Source organism: Streptomyces sp. NPDC006393 (genome assembly GCF_040628575.1).
GTDB lineage: Bacteria > Actinomycetota > Actinomycetes > Streptomycetales > Streptomycetaceae > Streptomyces.
Genome location: NZ_JBEXZD010000050.1, coordinates 13,457 through 29,675 on the forward strand (window position 1 = coordinate 13,457; position 16,219 = coordinate 29,675).

A 16,219-nucleotide genomic window follows, 5' to 3' on the forward strand; every position below is an offset into this window, starting at 1 on the left:
GAGAGGCAGGTGACCCCATGACCGCGACAGCCCACGTCCGAACGGCGCAGGCCGCCCCACCGCAGGCGGCGGACGTCTCCCGGCGCACGGCGCGGCGTTCGGCCCAGCGCCGCCGCAACGGCGCCGCGGGCATTCTGATGGCGCCGTTCTTCGCCCTTCTCCTGCTCGTCTTCCTGATCCCGGTCGGCACGGCGGTCTGGCTGAGCTTCTTCAGCGACGACCAGCCGGACCTCGGTTTCGGCCCGGAGCGCACCGTGTTCGTGGGGCTGCGCTCCTACGCCGCCGTGGTCACCGACCCGACGTTCCTCTCCGGGCTCGGCACGGTCGCGCTGTACTGCGTGCTCTACATCCCGCTGATGGTGATCGGCTCCCTGGCCCTCGCCCTGCTGCTGGACTCCGGTGTCGTCCGGCTGCGCTCCTGGGCCCAGTTGGGTCTGTTCCTGCCGCACGCGGTGCCCGGCATCATCGCCGCCCTGATCTGGCTGTACCTGTACACGCCGGGCATCAGCCCGGTCATCGAGGCGCTCGGCAAGGCCGACATCACCGTCGACTTCCTCGGTCTGCACACCACACTGCCGTCCATCGTGAACATCGCCCTGTGGAGCAACCTCGGCTACAACATGGTCGTCTTCTACGCCGCGCTCCAGGCGGTCCCCCGTGAGGTGCTGGAGGCGTCCGTGGTCGACGGCGCGGGACCGGTGCGCACCGCACTCCAGGTCAAGGCGCCGCTCGTACGCTCCTCGATCGTCATGGTCGCCATGTTCACACTGATCTGGGCACTCCAGCTGTTCACCGAGCCCATGCTGCTCCACCAGTCCTCACAGATGATCAACACCAGGTTCTCGCCGAGCATGTACATCTACGACGCGGCCTTCAGCCGCAACAACTACTCACTCGCGGCCGCCGCGTCGGTGATCCTGCTGATCATCACCATCGCCGTCTCCTACGGGGTCACCCGCTGGACGAACCGCGTCGACAAGGCCGAGGAGCACGCCCGATGAGCGCCATGGACTCCACCCTGCTGCGCCCACGCCTGCTGGGCCGGGCGACCGTCAACGTCGTCGTCGCCATCTCCGCCCTGTACACGCTGCTGCCGGTGCTGTGGCTGCTGCTCGCCGCGTCGAAGTCCCGCGACGCCCTGTTCAGCAGCAGCATCCTGTCGTTCAGCGACTTCTCCCTCGTCCAGAACGTCAAGGACCTGTTCGCCATGGACGGCGGACTGTACGGGCGGTGGTACGGCAACAGCCTGCTGTACGCCGTCCTGGGCGCGGCGCTCGGCGCGCTGGTCAGCGTCGCCTGCGGCTACGCCTTCGACAAGTACCACTTCCGGCACAAGGAGAAGCTGTTCGGCCTCGTGCTGGCCGCCGTGATGGTGCCGCAGACGGTGCTCGCGCTGCCGCTGTACCTGATCGCGTCCGAGACCGGGGTCGTGAACACCTTCTGGTCGGTGTTCGTCCCCGTCCTGTTCAACCCGTTCGGCGTGTACCTGGGCCGCATCTTCGCCCAGGGCTATGTGCCCGACGAGGTTCTCGAGGCGGCACGGGTCGACGGCGCGGGCGAGCTGACGACGTACGTACGCGTGTCGCTGCGCATGCTGGGCCCCGGCCTGGTCACGGTCTTCCTCTTCCAGCTGACGGCGATCTGGAACAACTTCTTCCTGCCGATGGTGATGCTCTCCGACCAGGACCTGTATCCCGTGAGCCTGGGTCTGTACCAGTGGAACAGCCAGGCGTCGGTCTCGCCCGAGTACTACCCGGTGGTCATCACGGGCTCGCTCCTGGCGGTCCTCCCCCTCATCCTCGCGTTCGCCCTCCTGCAACGGTTCTGGCGGTCCGGTCTGACGGCGGGGGCGGTCAAGTGAGCAAGCCACGCGTGGCGCTGGCCATGTCCACCGAGGCGGCTGCCGCCGTCTTCACCCCGCGCGCGCTGGCCGCGCTCCGGGACGTGTGCGACCTGGCGCCACTGCCCGTCCTCGACGACCTGACGACGGCACGGGCCAAGGACGTCCTCGCCGGTGTCGAGGTGCTCGTCACCGGCTGGGGGTGCCCGCCGCTCGACGCCGGCGTCCTCGCGGCGGCGCCCCGGCTCAAGGCCGTCGTGCACGCGGCCGGCTCGGTGCGCGGGCATGTCACCGACGCCTGCTGGGACCGCGGTATCGAGGTGTCCTCGGCGGCCGCGGCCAACGCGCTGCCGGTCGCCGAGTACACGCTCGCCATGATCCTGCTGCACGGCAAGTACGCGCTGGAACGGGCCCGCGACTACCGGCGCACCCGCGAGCGCGACGACTGGCTGCGCACCTCGCAGGGGGAGGTGGGCAACTACCGCCGCACGGTGGGCATCCTCTCGGCCTCCCTGATCGGCCGGCGCGTCATCGAACTGCTGCGCCCCTTCGACTACGAGGTACTGCTGCACGACCCGTACGTCACCGAGGCGGAAGCCGCCGGCATGGGCGTGGAGGGAGTGGACCTGCCCGGTCTCTTCTCCCGCAGCGACCTGGTGAGCGTCCACACACCGCTGCTGCCCGCCACCCGCGGCCTCGTCGGCCGTGAGCTGCTGGATGCGATGCGGCCGAACGCCGTGCTGATCAACACCTCCCGCGGCGCGGTCCTCGATCAGGACGCGCTCACCGACGTGGTGCGCGCGGGCCGTATCCGGGCCGTGCTCGACGTGACGGACCCCGAGGTCCTGCCCGCCGACCACCCGCTGTGGGACTGTCCGAACGCATTGATCACCCCTCACCTCGCCGGCTCCCAGGGCAGTGAGTGGGAACGGCTCGCCGACTCGGCCGTCGCCGAGGTGGCCCGCTGGGCCGCGGGCGCGGAACTCGCCCATCCCGTACGACGCGAAAGGCTGGCCTTCCTCGCATGAGCATCCCCTTCGACCTGCCCGCCGAGAACCGGGAGCTGAGCCCGTACACCGGCTACACCCGGGCGCACTGGGAGAGCGTCGCCGACGGACTGCTCGGCGCCGCCTGGCGCTGGGCGAGCCCCGGCGGCGCCCTGCTGGACCTGCCGGGCCGCCCCTCCCGGTCCGGTGTCCGCTCGGACGGCCTGGAGGGCTACGCCCGTACGCTCCTGGCGGCCGGCTTCCGCGTCGCGGGCGCCGGCGGCAAGGACCCGCACGGGTGGCTGGAGCGGTACGCCGACGGACTCGCGGCGGGCACCCGCACACCGGGCCGCGACGACGCCGAGTCGTGGCCGCTGATCCTCGACCACCATGTGCAGGGCCAGCCGATGGTCGAGTCGGCCTCGGTGGCGCTCGGCCTGACCCTGACCCGGCCGTGGCTGTGGGACCGGCTCGACGATGACGTACAGGAGAGGGCCGAGACGTGGCTGCGCGGCGCTCTCACGCACACCCCCGCGCCGAACAACTGGTATCTCTTCCCGTTCATGGTGGCCTCGTTCCTGGAGTCCGTCGGCCGCGGCGACCGGGCGACGGCGCGGGCCATGGAGCGGGCGCTGGACCTGATGGAGACGTGGTACCGGGGCGACGGCTGGTACGCGGACGGCGACGGTCGGGCCTTCGACCACTACAACGGGTGGGCGCTGCACCTGTATCCGCTGCTCCACGCCCATCTGTCGGACGACACGGCGCTGTCGGGCCGGTTCGGGCCGCGGCTGCGCGAGCATCTGGAGGGCTTCTCGCTCCTCTTCGGCGCCGACGGGGCGCCGATCCACTTCGGGCGCTCGCTGACCTACCGGTTCGCGGCGGCGGCAGCCGTCGGCGTGGGTGCCGTCACGGGTCACACGCCGCTGTCCCCGGGCACGTCACGCCGTCTGATCAGCGGCAGTCTGCAGTACTTCCTCGACCGGGGCGCGGTGACGGACGAAGGGCTCCTCAGCCTGGGCTGGCACGGCCCGCACGCCGCCACGTTGCAGGACTACTCCGGCCCCGCGTCCCCGTACTGGGCGTCGAAGGCGTTCGTCGCACTGCTCGCGCCGGAGGACCACCCGCTGTGGACGGCGACCGAGGAACGGGCGCCGAGCGAGGGCCCCGACCGGGTGCTGCCGCTGCCCGCGCCCGGGCTGCTGGTGCAGTCGACGGGGGCCGACGGGATCGTGCGTCTGCACAACCACGGCAGTGACCACGTCCGGCCGCACGAGGGGGAGTTCGCGGCGGAGGACGACCCGCTGTACGGCCGCCAGGCCTACTCCACGCACACCGGACCCACGTCCCGGGACAACTTCGCGGACAACCATCTGTCCGTGGAGGTCGGCGGCATCCCGAGCGTGCGGCGGCGCATCCGTCCGCTCGGCGCGGGAGGAGGCGACGGGTGGGGGTGGGCGGCTTCCTGGCACCGGCCGGTGTTCGAGTCCGGGCCGCCGATGGTGCCCGGGCTGCGGGTGGAGAGCCTGACCGTTGCGCGCGGGCGTCACGAACTGCGGATCCACCGGGTGGTCGGGGCGCCGCACGGGGCGCGGGTCACGCTCACCGGGTGGGCCACCCAGGCGCTTCGCTCCGACCTGGTGGGGCTGCACGGCTGGGGTGAGCCGGATCAGGTGCGCGCGCCCGAGGGCACGGCGTACGAGCCGTGGGTGCGGATGCCCCGGCTGTCGGCGGATGTCCAGGGGACGGCGGTGTTCGTCGCGCTGGCCGGCTTGGGGGCGGACGCCGATGCCCCGCCGCCCGCCGCCGCCATCGCGGAAGTGGTGTGGGCGGACGGAGAGTTGCGGGTGCGCTGGGCCGACGGCCCGCAGACCGCCGTGACGTTCGAGCCGCTGCGCGTGACGACGGCACAGGTCTGACGAAGCCGCTGCGCCCCGACCGCGGGGGCGTGGCGTGGCGGAACGCGGCCGGGGCCCGGGCGCACGGATTCGGACGGGCGCGCCCGGGCCACGACCGCGCGAGGCGGTGGTCGGCGGGCCGGCGCCGGCCGGCGCTCCGGGGCGTCCCGGAGACCGTGGTGGCCGGCGCCGGCCCGGTGGGTCAGAGGTGACCGCCCGGTGTCACCGTGAACGTCGCCGGACCGGCCGGCAGGTCCACCGTGTACTGGCGCAGATAGGTGTCCAGGAACGGTGACCGGGCGCCGGGCGTGGCGATGTCGTCGGACGGGTCGTCCAGGGCCAGCCTGAGTTGGGCGCCCTTGACGTCGATGGTCTGGCCCGACGGCGTGTCGCGCCAGGAGCCGGTCTGGATGGAGCCGATCTCCACGGCCAGGACGTGCCCGGCCGCCAGGGTCCAGTCGGTCGCCTTGAGATCGACGGTCATCCGTCCCGAGTCCAGCAGGGAGACCTGCTCGTCGAACATCACGGCGGTGCCGTCCGGGGCCACGTCGTACAGCTTGAGCATGACGTTGCCTTCTCCCTTGGCGGTCAGGGAGATCCGCGGAGTGCCGGTGACGCGTACGTTCCGCGCGGTCGGCTTCGACCACACGAAGAAGCTCGAGGTGACCTCGCCGGCCTTCTGGAGCTTCGCCAGCCCCTTGGCCAGCCCCCGGGGGGCGGGCTGATCGGTGGCCGGCGCGTTCTCCATGTCCCACCGGCCCGACGGCTGTGCCTGCCGGGGCGCCGGGGCGGCGGAGATGCCCAGGGCCTGGCGGGCGGAGGCTCCGCCGTCGTCGATGTAGGAGCCGTTGCCGAGGGGAAGGGTGACGGACCGTTCGACGACCGGCCAGGTGCGCTGGGCGCGCCAGGTGCCGGTGGAGTCCTCGACGGCGTAGGCGGGGTAGCGGACCGCCGGCCTGATGTGCTTGAGGTACTGGTCGTAGAAGGAGAGCGTCTCGTCGTACCAGCCCTCGCGGCCCATGGCCAGGCGGCCGTCACTGACGCGGTCGCCGCCGCGCACGTGGTCCCACTGGCCGACCCACCCGCGCTCGGGGCCCCGGTGGTTGTCCAGGTACTCCTGCATCTCCTCGGGCTTGGTGTTGTTCTCGATGAAGCCCTGGGTGACGAACAGCGGCGTGTCGGTACCCCTGGCCATCCTCGCCAGGTCGCGGGCCTTCCAGTACGGGTCCGTCCGGTCGGATATCCGGTACCCGGCCGAGTTCTCGGTGAGGCACTCCGGGTGTGTGTCCTCCCAGCGGGCGTTGGCCTGGTAGTGCGGGTCGTCGTCCGGCATCGGGGGCATCGTGGCGATGCCGTTGTAGGCGTTGGCGGTGCCGGTGACGTTCGGGCGGGGCACGCCGTTGGAGTAGATGTACGGGTACATGTCCCACAGGGGTTCCTGGGCGACGACGGCCTTGAGGGCGTCCTGGTCCAGGTCGTTGCCGATGAGGCCGGTGACGGCGTCGTACGACTTGCCGTACATGCCCACCGCGCCGGTGGACCACGGCTGGTGGGCGGCCCAGGACACGGCGGCCTTGACGTCGGCCTGTTCGCCCGGGCCGCCCCAGTCCAGGCAGCCGGTGGAGCCGCCGAAGCCGCGCAGGTCCACCATGACGAAGGCGTATCCGTGGTGGAACAGGTCGGTTCCCTCGATGAAGTCCTGGAAGCGGGACGAGGGCCCGGTGTGCGTCCATCCCTCGGGGCCCGTCTGCCCGGTGTGCGCGAAGTACGGGCCGATCGACAGGATGACCGGCACCTTCTGGCCCGCTCTCATTCCCTCGGGCAGCAGCACGTCCGCGTGCAGTTCGGTGCCGGAGTGATCGGAGGACGGGAAGTAGTGCTGGGTCCACACCGAGCCCTCGGGGACACGGTCGTTCTGGTCGTGCGTGACGGGGTCGGTCGCGGTGGCGACCGCTGTCGTCCCGGCGTGAGCCGCGGCGCCGGGTGTGGCGGCGGCGGGGCCGGTGAGCGCGCCGGTCAGTGCCAGGGTGATGGCGAGCGCTGACGCGGCCCGGACAGCCGCGCGACGTCTGTTCACATGCTCCTCCCGAGAATGGCGAGTTACGGGGTGGTGCAGGTGGTACCGGTAGTGCCGGTGATGCTGGTAGTGCCCGTCGAGCAGCGGCCGCCGGCCCGGCGTGGTGTGTACGGCCGGCACTGGGCGCACGAACACACCCGGAGGCAGCCTGATCACGGGTACGGGGGCGAGCGGAAGCCGACGGACAGCGAGCCTATGATCGTGACGGAACACCGTCAATGCGGCGGCATGTCCGTTGTGTGACAGACGACCAGTGCCCGGTGCTCTGCGCGGGGTTGCGCTGGTGAGCACCGGGCACCGGACGTGACGTGATGTTCCGTCAGAGGTGCATCGCGGCCTTCTCCTGTGAGTCCTGGGCCGTCGGAGCGGTGGGCTTACGGGTGCGGTAGAGCGCCCCCGTGCACACCAGCCCCAGGGCGAAGACCGCGGCCGACCACCAGAACGCGGTGGTGAAGCTGTGCAGTCGCGCCTGGGCGAGGACGTGCGGGGTGGGTGTCCTGCCGTCGAGGTAGTGGGTGGCGGCGCTGGTCGCCAGGGTGTTGAGGAGTGCCGTACCGATGGAGCCGCCGACCTGTTGCATGGTGTTGACGGTGGCGGAGACGACTCCGGCGTCGTTGGGGGTGACCCCGGCGGTGGCGCTGTTCATGGCGGGCGGCATCACGTGCCCCAGGCCCAGGCCGAGCACCAGGAGCGGTGGCAGCACATAGCCGGCGTAGGAGGTGTCCAGCCCGATGCGGGTCAGCCAGACCATGCCCGCGGCGGCCAGGGCCAGGCCCACGGGCACCACGACCCGTGGGCCCAGGCGCGGCAGGGTGACGTTGGCGGCGATCTGCGCGGACACGACGAGGGCGGCGATCATCGGCAGGAAGGCCAGTCCGGTGGACACGGGGCTGTAGTGCCGGGACACCTGCAAGTAGTAGGTGAGGAAGAGGAAGATGCCGAACATGCCGGAGGCGGCCACCAGCACGGCGGCGAACGAGGCGGCGCGGTCACGGTCGAGCAGGATGCGCAGCGGCAGGAGCGGATGGACGGCGCGCGTCTGCCACGCGGCGAAGGCGGCGATGAGGCAGGCGCCTCCTGTGAGGTAGCCCCAGGTCATGGCGGAGTCCCAGCCGCGGGGTTCGGCGTTGGAGAGGCCGTAGACGACGCCGAACAGGCCGGCGGAGACGAGCAGGGTGCCCGGCAGGTCCAGGCGGGCGCCGGGGTCGCGCCGGGTACGCCGGAGCAGGACGGCACCGCCGGCCAGGGTGAGGGCGGCGAACCAGAGGTTGACGTACAGCGTCCAGCGCCAGCTGAGGTGCTCGGTGAGCAGACCGCCGAGCAGCAGGCCTATGGCTCCGCCGGTGCCGGCGATGGCGCCGTAGACGCCGAAGGCCTTGGCGCGTTCCCTGGCCTGGGTGAAGGTGGTGTTCAGCAGCGACAGGGCGGCCGGGGCCAGCAGAGCCCCGAACATCCCCTGCAAGGCGCGGCCCGTGATCAGCGTGCCGAAACTGCCCGCGGCTCCCGCCACGGCGGAGGCGCAGGCGAATCCGGCGACGCCGGTGAGGAAGACGAGCTTGCGGCCGATCAGGTCGGCCAGGCGCCCGCCGAGCAGCAGCAGGCTGCCGAAGGCCAGGGAGTAGGCGGTGACCACCCACTGCCGGTCGGAGTCGGAGAAGCCCAGGTCGTGCTGGGCCGAAGGCAGTGCGATGTTCACGATGGTGGCGTCGAGGACCACCATCAGCTGGGCCAGGCCGATGACGGCCAGGATCCACCAGCGGCGGGCGGCTGATGGGTCGGCGCCGTCGGTGCCGGCCATGGGGGGCCGTGGCTCGGTGCTGGGCATGCGAGAGGACTCCTGGAGATGGAAGCGCACGTGGAGGAGCGCTGCGGATCACGGGCGCGCCCCTAGAATGAATTCAACGAGCGTTGAGATCTTTATTCTGCGCATGATGAATTCCTGCTGTCAACCTTCCGGACCCCTCAGGAGGCCCCGCATGACTCCCCCATCCCGCACCGGACGGCGCCCCGGCGACAGCGGCACCCGGGAGGTCATCCTCCGCACCGCCCGGCGCCACTTCGCCGATCTCGGCTACGACCGCACCACGCTGCGCGGCATCGCGGCGGACGCCGGCGTCGACGTGGCGCTGGTGTCCCACTACTTCGGACCCAAGCAGCGGCTGTTCGCCGAGGCCGCTCCCCTGCCCCTGGAGCCCGAGTCACTGCTCGCCGACCTGCTGGGCGGCCCGCGCGAGAGCATCGGCCACCGGCTGACCGCACGCGTCCTGAGCCAGACGGAGACGGCCGAGGGACAGCAGAAGATCACCGGACTGATCCGCGCGGCCACGTCCGAGGAACTGGCTGCCCGTCAGATCCGCGAACGGATCACCGAAGCCCTGCTGCTGCCCCTGGCGGAAGGTCTCGGCTCACCCGACGCCCGGCTGCGCGCCGCGCTGGCGGGCTCCCAGATCGTCGGCCTGATGATGGCCCGGCACATCGTGGGCGTGGAACCGCTGGCGTCCAGCAGCGCCCAGACCCTGGCCGCGGCCGTCGGACCGGTCCTCCAGCACTACCTCACCGGGCCCCTCACAGGTCCGTTCACCACTCAGTGACCGTGAGGCCAGGGCCTGACAGGCGTCCACCCATCGGGTTCGGAAGAGACGGACTCAGACCCTCGGCATTACCAGCAGGTAACATATCGCCGTAATATCGAAAACCACATACGCGGCGGCAACACCACGTCTCCTTGACTGGAGGCATGACCTACAGCGAACCAGCACGAACAACGGTCCGCCGCAGCCGGTCGCCCGCACCCTCGCCCCCGCCGGCGGTCCCGAGAACGGGAATCACGGTCTACGGGTGCGGGCAGGACGAGGCCGTCCTGTTCCGGCAACTGGCTCCTCGCTTCGGCGTGGCACCGACCATCACAGAGGCGGCGGTGTCCGAGGCCAATATCGAGCTGGCATTCGGAAACCGATGCGTCAGCGTCAGTCACAAATCCCGGATCACGAATTCCACTCTTCTTGCGCTGAGCCGGTCCGGCGTGAAATACATATCCACACGCAGCATCGGCTACAACCATGTCGACGTGGAGTACGCGGCCGGCGTCGGCATTTCCGTCGAGAATGTTCACTATTCCCCCGACAGTGTCGCCGACTACACGCTGATGCTCATGCTGATGGCGGTGCGGCACGCGAAGTCCACTGTCCGCCGTGCGGATGCCCATGATTACCGGCTGAATGACGTGCGCGGGAGAGAACTGCGCGATCTGACCGTCGGGGTCATTGGCACGGGACGCATCGGCGCAGCAGTCATGGACAGGCTGCCGGGTTTCGGTTGCCGCATACTGGCCCACAGCAATCGCCGCAATGCGGTTGCCGATTACGTCCCCCTAGACGACTTGCTGCGGCAGAGCGACATCGTGACGCTCCATGCACCGCTCAACTCGGATACACATCACCTCCTCGATCGCCGTCGTATCGGACGGATGAAACACGGGGCGTACATCATCAACACGGGACGCGGTTCACTCATCGACACCGAGGCTCTCGTTCCGGCTCTGGAGAGCGGGAGATTGGGCGGTGCAGCACTGGACGTCCTCGAAGGAGAGGAAGGAATCTTCTACACGGACCGCCGGAACAAGCCGATCGAGAGCAAAGCCCTGCTGCGGCTGCAAAGGCTGCCGAATGTGCTCATCAGTCCGCACACCGCCTACTACACGGACCACGCCCTGAGCGACACCGTAGAAAATTCTATCGCCAACTGCCTGAAATTTGAAAGCAGGGACCAGCATGGATAGGCTGAAGGTCGGAATCATATTCGGGGGCTGCTCCGAAGAGCACCCCGTCTCCGTCAAGTCCGCACAAGAGGTCGCGAGGAACCTCGACCTCGAAAAGTACGAACCGTTTTATATCGGCATCACACGGAGCGGTGCCTGGAAGCTGTGCGACGGCCCTGACGCGAACTGGGAGAACGGCGGTTGCCGTCCTGCCGTGCTGTCACCGGACAGAAGTGTACGCGGACTGCTCGTACTGGACCGGGGACGCTACGACACGATCGGCCTGGACGTCGTACTGCCCGTGCTGCACGGCAGGCTCGGCGAGGACGGTGCGATGCAGGGTCTGCTGGAGCTCGCCGGCATCCCCTACGTGGGGTGCGATGTACAGAGCTCCGCCCTGTGCATGGACAAATCCCTGGCCTACGTCGTCGCCCGAAGCGCGGGCATCGCCACGCCGAATTTCTGGACCGTCACGGCGAACGAGAGCGTCGATGCCGACCGGCTCACCTATCCCGTCTTCGTGAAGCCGGCCCGTTCGGGGTCGTCTTTCGGCGTCAGCAAGGTGTCCCGCAAGGAGGAACTGCCGAGTGCGGTGGAAACCGCGGCGCGGTACGACTCGAAGGTGCTGATCGAAGAGGCCGTCGCCGGCAGCGAGGTCGGATGCGCCATATTGGGGAACGACCTGGATCTGGTCGTCGGCGAGGTGGACCGAATGGCTCTGTCCCACGGCTTCTTCAGGATCCATCAGGAGGACGACCCGGAAAGCGGCTCCGAGAACTCGACACCGATCGTTCCCGCCGACATCTCGGCGGAGCAGTGTGCGCTCGTCCAGGAGACGGCGAAGGCCGTGTACCGCGCCTTGGGGTGCAGAGGGCTGTCCCGGGTGGACATGTTCCTCAAGGCGGACGGAACGGTCGTCCTCAACGAGGTGAACACTCTGCCCGGCATGACCTCGTACAGCCGTTATCCGAGAATGATGGCCGCCGCTGGACTGCCGCTCTCCGAAGTGATCGACCGGATGGTGTCGCAGACGTTGACAGGAAAAGCCGATGAATCATGACTTCGTCTTTCTGGACGAGTTCATACCCGGCCTACGCTGGGACGCCAAGTACGCCACGTGGGACAACTTCACCGGAAAACCCGTGGACGGATACCTGGTGAATCGAATCGTCGGTACGACGGCTCTGTGCGCGGCACTGGACAGAGCGCGTGGAGAGGCCGCGTCCCTGGGCTTCGGCCTGCTCCTCTGGGACGGTTATCGCCCGCAACGCGCCGTGGACTGCTTCGTGCGCTGGTCACAACAGCCGGAGGACGGCCGGACGAAACCACGGCACTATCCGAACATCGACCGGACCGACATGTTCAAAAACGGGTACGTAGCCGCCAAGTCGGGCCACAGCCGCGGCAGCACGGTCGACCTGACGCTCTATCACCTGGCTACCGGTGAACTTGCTCCCATGGGCGGTGACCACGACCTGATGGATCCGGTGTCCCATCACGGAGCAGAAGGCGTCACACAGACCGAAGCACGAAACCGCCGCTACCTTCGCGCTGTCATGGAGACCTCCGGTTTCAGCTCGTACGACTGCGAGTGGTGGCATTACACACTCAAAGACGAACCTTATCCGGACACCTACTTCGACTTTCCCATCACACAGGTGAGCCCCGTCAGTTCTCTCCCCCTCGGCGCCGCACGCGCCGGACGCGCATGATCCCGCTCGGCCTCGACGAGATCGCCGCGGTCGTGGGCGGAACGGTCCAGGGCCATGGCGCCGTCACGGTGACCGCGCCGGCCGTGCTCGACGGCCGGCAGGCCGAGCCGGGCGGCCTCTTCGTCGCCTTCGCAGGCGAGCATGTCGACGGCCACGACTACGCCGCCCAGGCCGGCCGGGCCGGCGCGGTGGCCGTGCTCGGCTCCCGGCCCACACCGCTGCCCACCGTCGTCGTCGAGGACGCCCAGGCCGCGCTCCAGGCGCTCGCCGCCCATGTCGTGGCCCGGTTGCGCGACGGACTCACCGTTGTCGGGCTGACCGGCTCCCAGGGCAAGACCGGCACCAAGGATCTGCTGGCGGCCGTGCTGTCGAGCGCCGCGCCGACGATCGCCACGATCGGCTCGTTCAACAACGAGCTCGGCGTGCCGCTCACCATGCTGCGCGCCGACGCGGCCACCCGATTCCTCGTCCTCGAGATGGGAGCACGCCACGTCGGCGACATCGCGGAGCTCACCGGCCTGGTCGCACCCGACATCGGCGTCGTCCTCAACGTCGGCCAGGCCCATCTCGGCGAGTTCGGGTCGCGCGAGGCCATCGCCGAGGCCAAGAGCGAGCTGGTGCGGGGGCTGGCACCCGGCGGCACCGCCGTCCTCAACGCCGAGGATCCCCGGGTGGCCGCGATGCGCTCTTTCACCGACGGGCCGGTGCTGACCTTCGGCCGCGCCGAGCACGCCGACGTACGGGCGCTCGGCCTGGCGCTGGACCGGCTCGGCCGGCCCGCCTTCACGCTGCGGACCGCCGACGCCTCGGCTTCCGTCGTGCTTCCGCTCGTCGGCGCCCACCAGGCGCTCAACGCGTCGGCCGCCGCGGCCGCGGGGCTGGCGGCCGGTGTACCCCTCAAGGTGACCGCGTCGGCGCTGGCCACCGCCTCGCTGTCGAAGTGGCGCATGGAACTGCGCGCCCTCGCCGGCGGCGCGACACTGCTCGACGACTCCTACAACGCCAACCCCGACTCGACCCGCGCCGCGCTCGACGCACTGGCGGCGATCCAGGGCCGGCGCCGCATCGCCGTCCTCGGCGAGATGCTCGAACTCGGCGACGGCAGCGAGGCCGAGCACCGCGCCGTCGGACGGTACGCCGCGTCCCGGGCCGACGTGGTGGTCGCGGTCGGCGAGGCCGCCCGGCCGATCGCCGACGGCGCGGGTGAGCGGGCGGTGGCGCTGGCCGGCAACGACGCGGCCGTCGACTGGCTGCGCGGCCACCTCGCCGCCGGCGATGTGGTGCTCGTCAAAGCCTCCCGCGGGGCGCGCCTCGACGAGGTCGCCGCCGCGCTCGCGTAGCCGGACGGGGTGCGCCGCCGTAGGCTCCGGGAGGTGGCGCGGGCCATGGAGAAATGCGGCGCCACGCCCGGCTGGAGGGCGTGGCGCCGGCTCATGGCCCGCGTCGGCTCATCGCCCGCGCCGCCTCATGAAGAGGTCGAAGGCCCGGTAGATCGTCGGCCGCAGCGGCAGGTCCCACTCGCCGACGTATCGCACCGCCTGACCGCCGGTGCCGGCCTTGAACCGGATCAGTCCGACGTGCGGGTCGTCGGCGTCGAGGGTGGGGGTGATGCCGCGCAGGTCGTAGACGTCGCAGCCGGCGGCCAGCGAGTCGCGGATCATCGCCCACTGGCAGGCGTTGGAGCCGCGCACCTCGCGCTTCTCGGTGGACGAGGCGCCGTAGGAGTACCAGGCGTGAGCGCCGACGCGGACCAGGATGGTGGCGGCGACCAGGTCGCCCTGGTGGCGAGCCAGGTAGAGCCTGATCCGTTCGGGGTCCTCGGCGCTCAGCGCCGCGAACATGGTCTCGAAGTAGCGCAGCGGCCGGGGTGTGAAGCGGTCGCGCTCGGCGGTGTGGACGTAGAGGTCGTGGAACGCCTTCAGGTCCTCACCACCGGCCGTGACCCGGCCGGCCGTGACCTCGACGCCCTCCTTGGCCGCCTTCTTGATGTTGCGGCGCCATTGCTGGTTCATGCCCTTGAGCAGGTCGTCCTCGGTCCTGCCGGCCAGTGGAATCTGGTACTTGAACTGCGGATGCCCGACGCCGAAGCCGTCCTCCGGGCTCTGCGGGAGCCAGCCGGCGTCCCTGAGTCTGCTGGTCACACGGGCGCCGACGGGATCGGCCCACTGGCCGGACATCTCGGTGAGTCGCTTGACCCCCGAGTCGGCGATGCCCTCCTTCACCTGGTCGGCGCTCCAAATGTTCGTCCGGACCGGCGGACCGAGCCTGATCGCGAACGCCCCGTGTGCCTTGAGATGGGCCGCCAGCGGATCGAGCCATGCGTCGATCTCACCGGTCCAGTCGATGACCGGGCCCTCGGGCAGATAGGCCAGTGTCCAGCGCTCGAGCCGCGGCACGGGGCGGTGCAGGACGAGCGCGGCACCGACCAGATGCCGGCCGTGGTACCAGCCCAGGGACTCGCTGCGCCACTCGGTCTTGACGCGGCCCCATGCCGGAGTCTGAAGGAAGCTGACCGACCGCTGTGCCCGCACGAACGCCAGGTGATCGGTGGCGCTGATCGGCCGGACGGTCAGCCTCGCACCCGCGGTCCCGTCCCCTTGGGGGTGCGCGGTTCGGCTCACTGACCCGCCATCCTCATGTGGGGGTTCTGGGAGGGCGCGCCGGTGCACTCCGGGTCCCATCGGGTCGGGGCTGTTGTTCGTGCTGGTTCGCAGTAGGACATGCCGGTAGTAAAGAGAGTGTCGTGTTGCCGGCACGTATGCGGTTTTCGATATGCGGACGATACGTTCCGGGCCTGTGACTCACGGATGCGTCCCGGCGGCAGCGGGGCGGCCGGAGCGCAGGAGGAAATGCGTCACCTGTCGGTGGGCGGGGCTGTCGCCGGTAGTTCCACGGTGACGCGCATCCCTCCCGCCGGGCGCGGGGTGAGGGTGAGTGTCCCGTCGTGTGCGCGGGTGATGGTCTTGACGATGGCCAGGCCGAGTCCGACGCCCGCATGGTCGGTGTGAATGCGCTCGGTGCCGCGCTGGAACGGTTCGGTGAGTGTCGAGACCAGTTCCGGGGTGAGCATCTCGCCGGTGTTCTCGACGGTGAGGACCACCGTTGCGGGTCGGACGCCGGTGCTGACCCACACGGTGCCCTGTTCAGGCAGGTTGTGGACGATCGCGTTGTGCACGATGTTCGTGGTCAGTTGCAGCAGGAGGGCTGGCGATCCGACCGTGGGGGTGACGTCGGCACACGTCTCGATGGTGACGCCGCGCTTCTCCGCGAGCGGGAGGAGTGTTTCGGCGGCTTCTTCCGCTGTGAGGGACAGGTCGACGTGTTCTCGGGTGAAGGACCGCTGGTCGGCGCGGCTGAGCAGGAGCAGCGCCTCAGTGAGGTCGATCGCCCGGGAGTTGACGGCGTGCAGGCGGTCGATGAGTTCCCCGTTGGCGCGGCTCGGATCGGTGCGGGCCACATCGAGAAGTGTCTTGGAGATCGCCAGCGGCGTGCGCAACTCGTGCGAGGCGTTGGCCGCGAACCTCTGCTGTTCGGCGACGTGCGCTTCGAGCCGGGCGAGCATCGTGTCGAAGGCGTCGGCGAGTTCGCGGAACTCGTCCCTGCGGCCGGGTAGCCGTATTCGGTGGGCGAGCGATCCGTTCGCGGCCATGCGTGTGGCGTTGGTGACGCGGGTCAGCGGGGCGAGCATGCGGCCCGCCAGGATCCAGCCTCCCAGGAGACCGAAAACCATCAGGAACGCCAGCACCGCGGCCGCCCTCGGAGCGAAAACCTCCAGGAGGACGGACCGGACGGGAAAGACTCCATTGAGTTTGTCATCGGGGTTGATGAGCATCGCACGCTCGGGGACATACCGCAGGAGGAACACCCACACCGCCGCGAGCAGCAGGACCCCGGCCAGCATGAGGAACCCGGCGTAGCTGAGGGTGAGTTTGAGGCGGACGCTCACACC

Annotated in this window: 13 protein-coding genes; 9 read left to right on the forward strand and 4 right to left on the reverse strand. The window is 69.9% G+C overall.

Translation table 11 applies throughout. The annotated features are described in order from the left end of the window. The first annotated feature begins 17 nt into the window (after positions 1 to 17). The 4 genes from ABZ484_RS21310 to ABZ484_RS21325 are packed head-to-tail and all read left to right on the forward strand — an operon-like array spanning position 18 to position 4,745. Entirely contained in the window at positions 18 to 1,001 is a 984-nt protein-coding gene (locus ABZ484_RS21310) for a sugar ABC transporter permease (protein WP_358867463.1), read from the forward strand. Continuing rightward, positions 998 to 1,861, forward strand: coding sequence for a carbohydrate ABC transporter permease (locus ABZ484_RS21315; RefSeq protein WP_358867464.1), 864 nt, complete (start codon positions 998 to 1,000; stop codon positions 1,859 to 1,861). The genes ABZ484_RS21310 and ABZ484_RS21315 overlap by 4 nt, the downstream gene beginning before the upstream one ends. Positions 1,862 to 1,884: 23 nt before the next feature. Next, positions 1,885 to 2,868 carry a hydroxyacid dehydrogenase gene (locus ABZ484_RS21320; RefSeq protein WP_358867487.1) on the forward strand — a complete coding sequence of 328 codons (984 nt, stop codon included), beginning with the start codon at positions 1,885 to 1,887 and terminating at the stop codon, positions 2,866 to 2,868. Next, positions 2,865 to 4,745 (forward strand): DUF2264 domain-containing protein, encoded by a 1,881-nt coding sequence (locus ABZ484_RS21325; protein WP_358867465.1) that lies wholly within the window; start codon positions 2,865 to 2,867, stop codon positions 4,743 to 4,745. Before ABZ484_RS21320 ends, ABZ484_RS21325 begins: the two co-directional genes overlap by 4 nt. A 181-nt stretch (positions 4,746 to 4,926) precedes the next feature. Here the strand turns inward: ABZ484_RS21325 and ABZ484_RS21330 are convergent, their stop codons facing one another. Both ABZ484_RS21330 and ABZ484_RS21335 read right to left on the reverse strand, forming a co-directional pair. After that, positions 4,927 to 6,801, reverse strand: coding sequence for a CocE/NonD family hydrolase (locus ABZ484_RS21330; protein ID WP_358867466.1), 1,875 nt, complete (start codon positions 6,799 to 6,801; stop codon positions 4,927 to 4,929). Positions 6,802 to 7,120: 319 nt separating this feature from the next. Beyond that, positions 7,121 to 8,599, reverse strand: a complete 1,479-nt coding sequence (locus ABZ484_RS21335) for a DHA2 family efflux MFS transporter permease subunit (RefSeq protein WP_358867488.1) — start codon at positions 8,597 to 8,599, stop codon at positions 7,121 to 7,123. A 178-nt stretch (positions 8,600 to 8,777) separates the two neighbouring features. Here ABZ484_RS21335 and ABZ484_RS21340 point away from each other — a divergent pair, with 178 nt between their 5' ends. The 5 genes from ABZ484_RS21340 (at position 8,778) to murF (ending at position 13,610) form a co-directional block, all read left to right on the forward strand. Next, the gene (locus ABZ484_RS21340; RefSeq protein ID WP_358867467.1) at positions 8,778 to 9,392 is read left to right on the forward strand and encodes a TetR family transcriptional regulator; all 615 of its coding nucleotides are present in this window, start codon (positions 8,778 to 8,780) and stop codon (positions 9,390 to 9,392) included. A 146-nt stretch (positions 9,393 to 9,538) separates the two neighbouring features. Beyond that, entirely contained in the window at positions 9,539 to 10,579 is a 1,041-nt protein-coding gene (gene vanH / locus ABZ484_RS21345) for a D-lactate dehydrogenase VanH (protein ID WP_358867468.1), read from the forward strand. After that, the gene (vanA-Sc, locus tag ABZ484_RS21350; protein WP_358867489.1) at positions 10,572 to 11,618 is read left to right on the forward strand and encodes a D-alanine--(R)-lactate ligase VanA-Sc; all 1,047 of its coding nucleotides are present in this window, start codon (positions 10,572 to 10,574) and stop codon (positions 11,616 to 11,618) included. The genes vanH and vanA-Sc overlap by 8 nt, the downstream gene beginning before the upstream one ends. After that, the gene (vanX, locus tag ABZ484_RS21355; protein ID WP_358867469.1) at positions 11,608 to 12,270 is read left to right on the forward strand and encodes a D-Ala-D-Ala dipeptidase VanX; all 663 of its coding nucleotides are present in this window, start codon (positions 11,608 to 11,610) and stop codon (positions 12,268 to 12,270) included. Before vanA-Sc ends, vanX begins: the two co-directional genes overlap by 11 nt. Further along, positions 12,267 to 13,610 (forward strand): UDP-N-acetylmuramoyl-tripeptide--D-alanyl-D-alanine ligase, encoded by a 1,344-nt coding sequence (gene murF / locus ABZ484_RS21360; RefSeq protein ID WP_358867470.1) that lies wholly within the window; start codon positions 12,267 to 12,269, stop codon positions 13,608 to 13,610. Before vanX ends, murF begins: the two co-directional genes overlap by 4 nt. 108 nt (positions 13,611 to 13,718) lie before the next feature. Here the strand turns inward: murF and ABZ484_RS21365 are convergent, their stop codons facing one another. Together ABZ484_RS21365 and ABZ484_RS21370 are read right to left on the reverse strand one after the other, a co-directional pair. After that, positions 13,719 to 14,843: a peptidoglycan bridge formation glycyltransferase FemA/FemB family protein gene (locus ABZ484_RS21365; RefSeq protein WP_358867490.1), complete on the reverse strand. Its 1,125-nt coding sequence runs from the start codon at positions 14,841 to 14,843 to the stop codon at positions 13,719 to 13,721. Positions 14,844 to 15,124: 281 nt separating this feature from the next. After that, the gene (locus ABZ484_RS21370; protein WP_358867471.1) at positions 15,125 to 16,216 is read right to left on the reverse strand and encodes a HAMP domain-containing sensor histidine kinase; all 1,092 of its coding nucleotides are present in this window, start codon (positions 16,214 to 16,216) and stop codon (positions 15,125 to 15,127) included. Positions 16,217 to 16,219: the final 3 nt, after the last annotated feature.

Bases quoted from the DNA above. Each gene is read 5' to 3' on its own strand.
- ABZ484_RS21310 (WP_358867463.1), top strand. From the start codon at position 18: ATGACCGCGACAGCCCACGTCCGAACGGCGCAGGCCGCCCCACCGCAG.
- ABZ484_RS21315 (WP_358867464.1), top strand. From the start codon at position 998: ATGAGCGCCATGGACTCCACCCTGCTGCGCCCACGCCTGCTGGGCCGG.
- ABZ484_RS21320 (WP_358867487.1), top strand. From the start codon at position 1,885: ATGTCCACCGAGGCGGCTGCCGCCGTCTTCACCCCGCGCGCGCTGGCC.
- ABZ484_RS21325 (WP_358867465.1), top strand. From the start codon at position 2,865: ATGAGCATCCCCTTCGACCTGCCCGCCGAGAACCGGGAGCTGAGCCCG.
- ABZ484_RS21335 (WP_358867488.1), bottom strand. From the start codon at position 8,599: ATGGCCGGCACCGACGGCGCCGACCCATCAGCCGCCCGCCGCTGGTGG.
- ABZ484_RS21340 (WP_358867467.1), top strand. From the start codon at position 8,778: ATGACTCCCCCATCCCGCACCGGACGGCGCCCCGGCGACAGCGGCACC.
- vanH (WP_358867468.1), top strand. From the start codon at position 9,539: ATGACCTACAGCGAACCAGCACGAACAACGGTCCGCCGCAGCCGGTCG.
- vanA-Sc (WP_358867489.1), top strand. From the start codon at position 10,572: ATGGATAGGCTGAAGGTCGGAATCATATTCGGGGGCTGCTCCGAAGAG.
- vanX (WP_358867469.1), top strand. From the start codon at position 11,608: ATGAATCATGACTTCGTCTTTCTGGACGAGTTCATACCCGGCCTACGC.
- murF (WP_358867470.1), top strand. From the start codon at position 12,267: ATGATCCCGCTCGGCCTCGACGAGATCGCCGCGGTCGTGGGCGGAACG.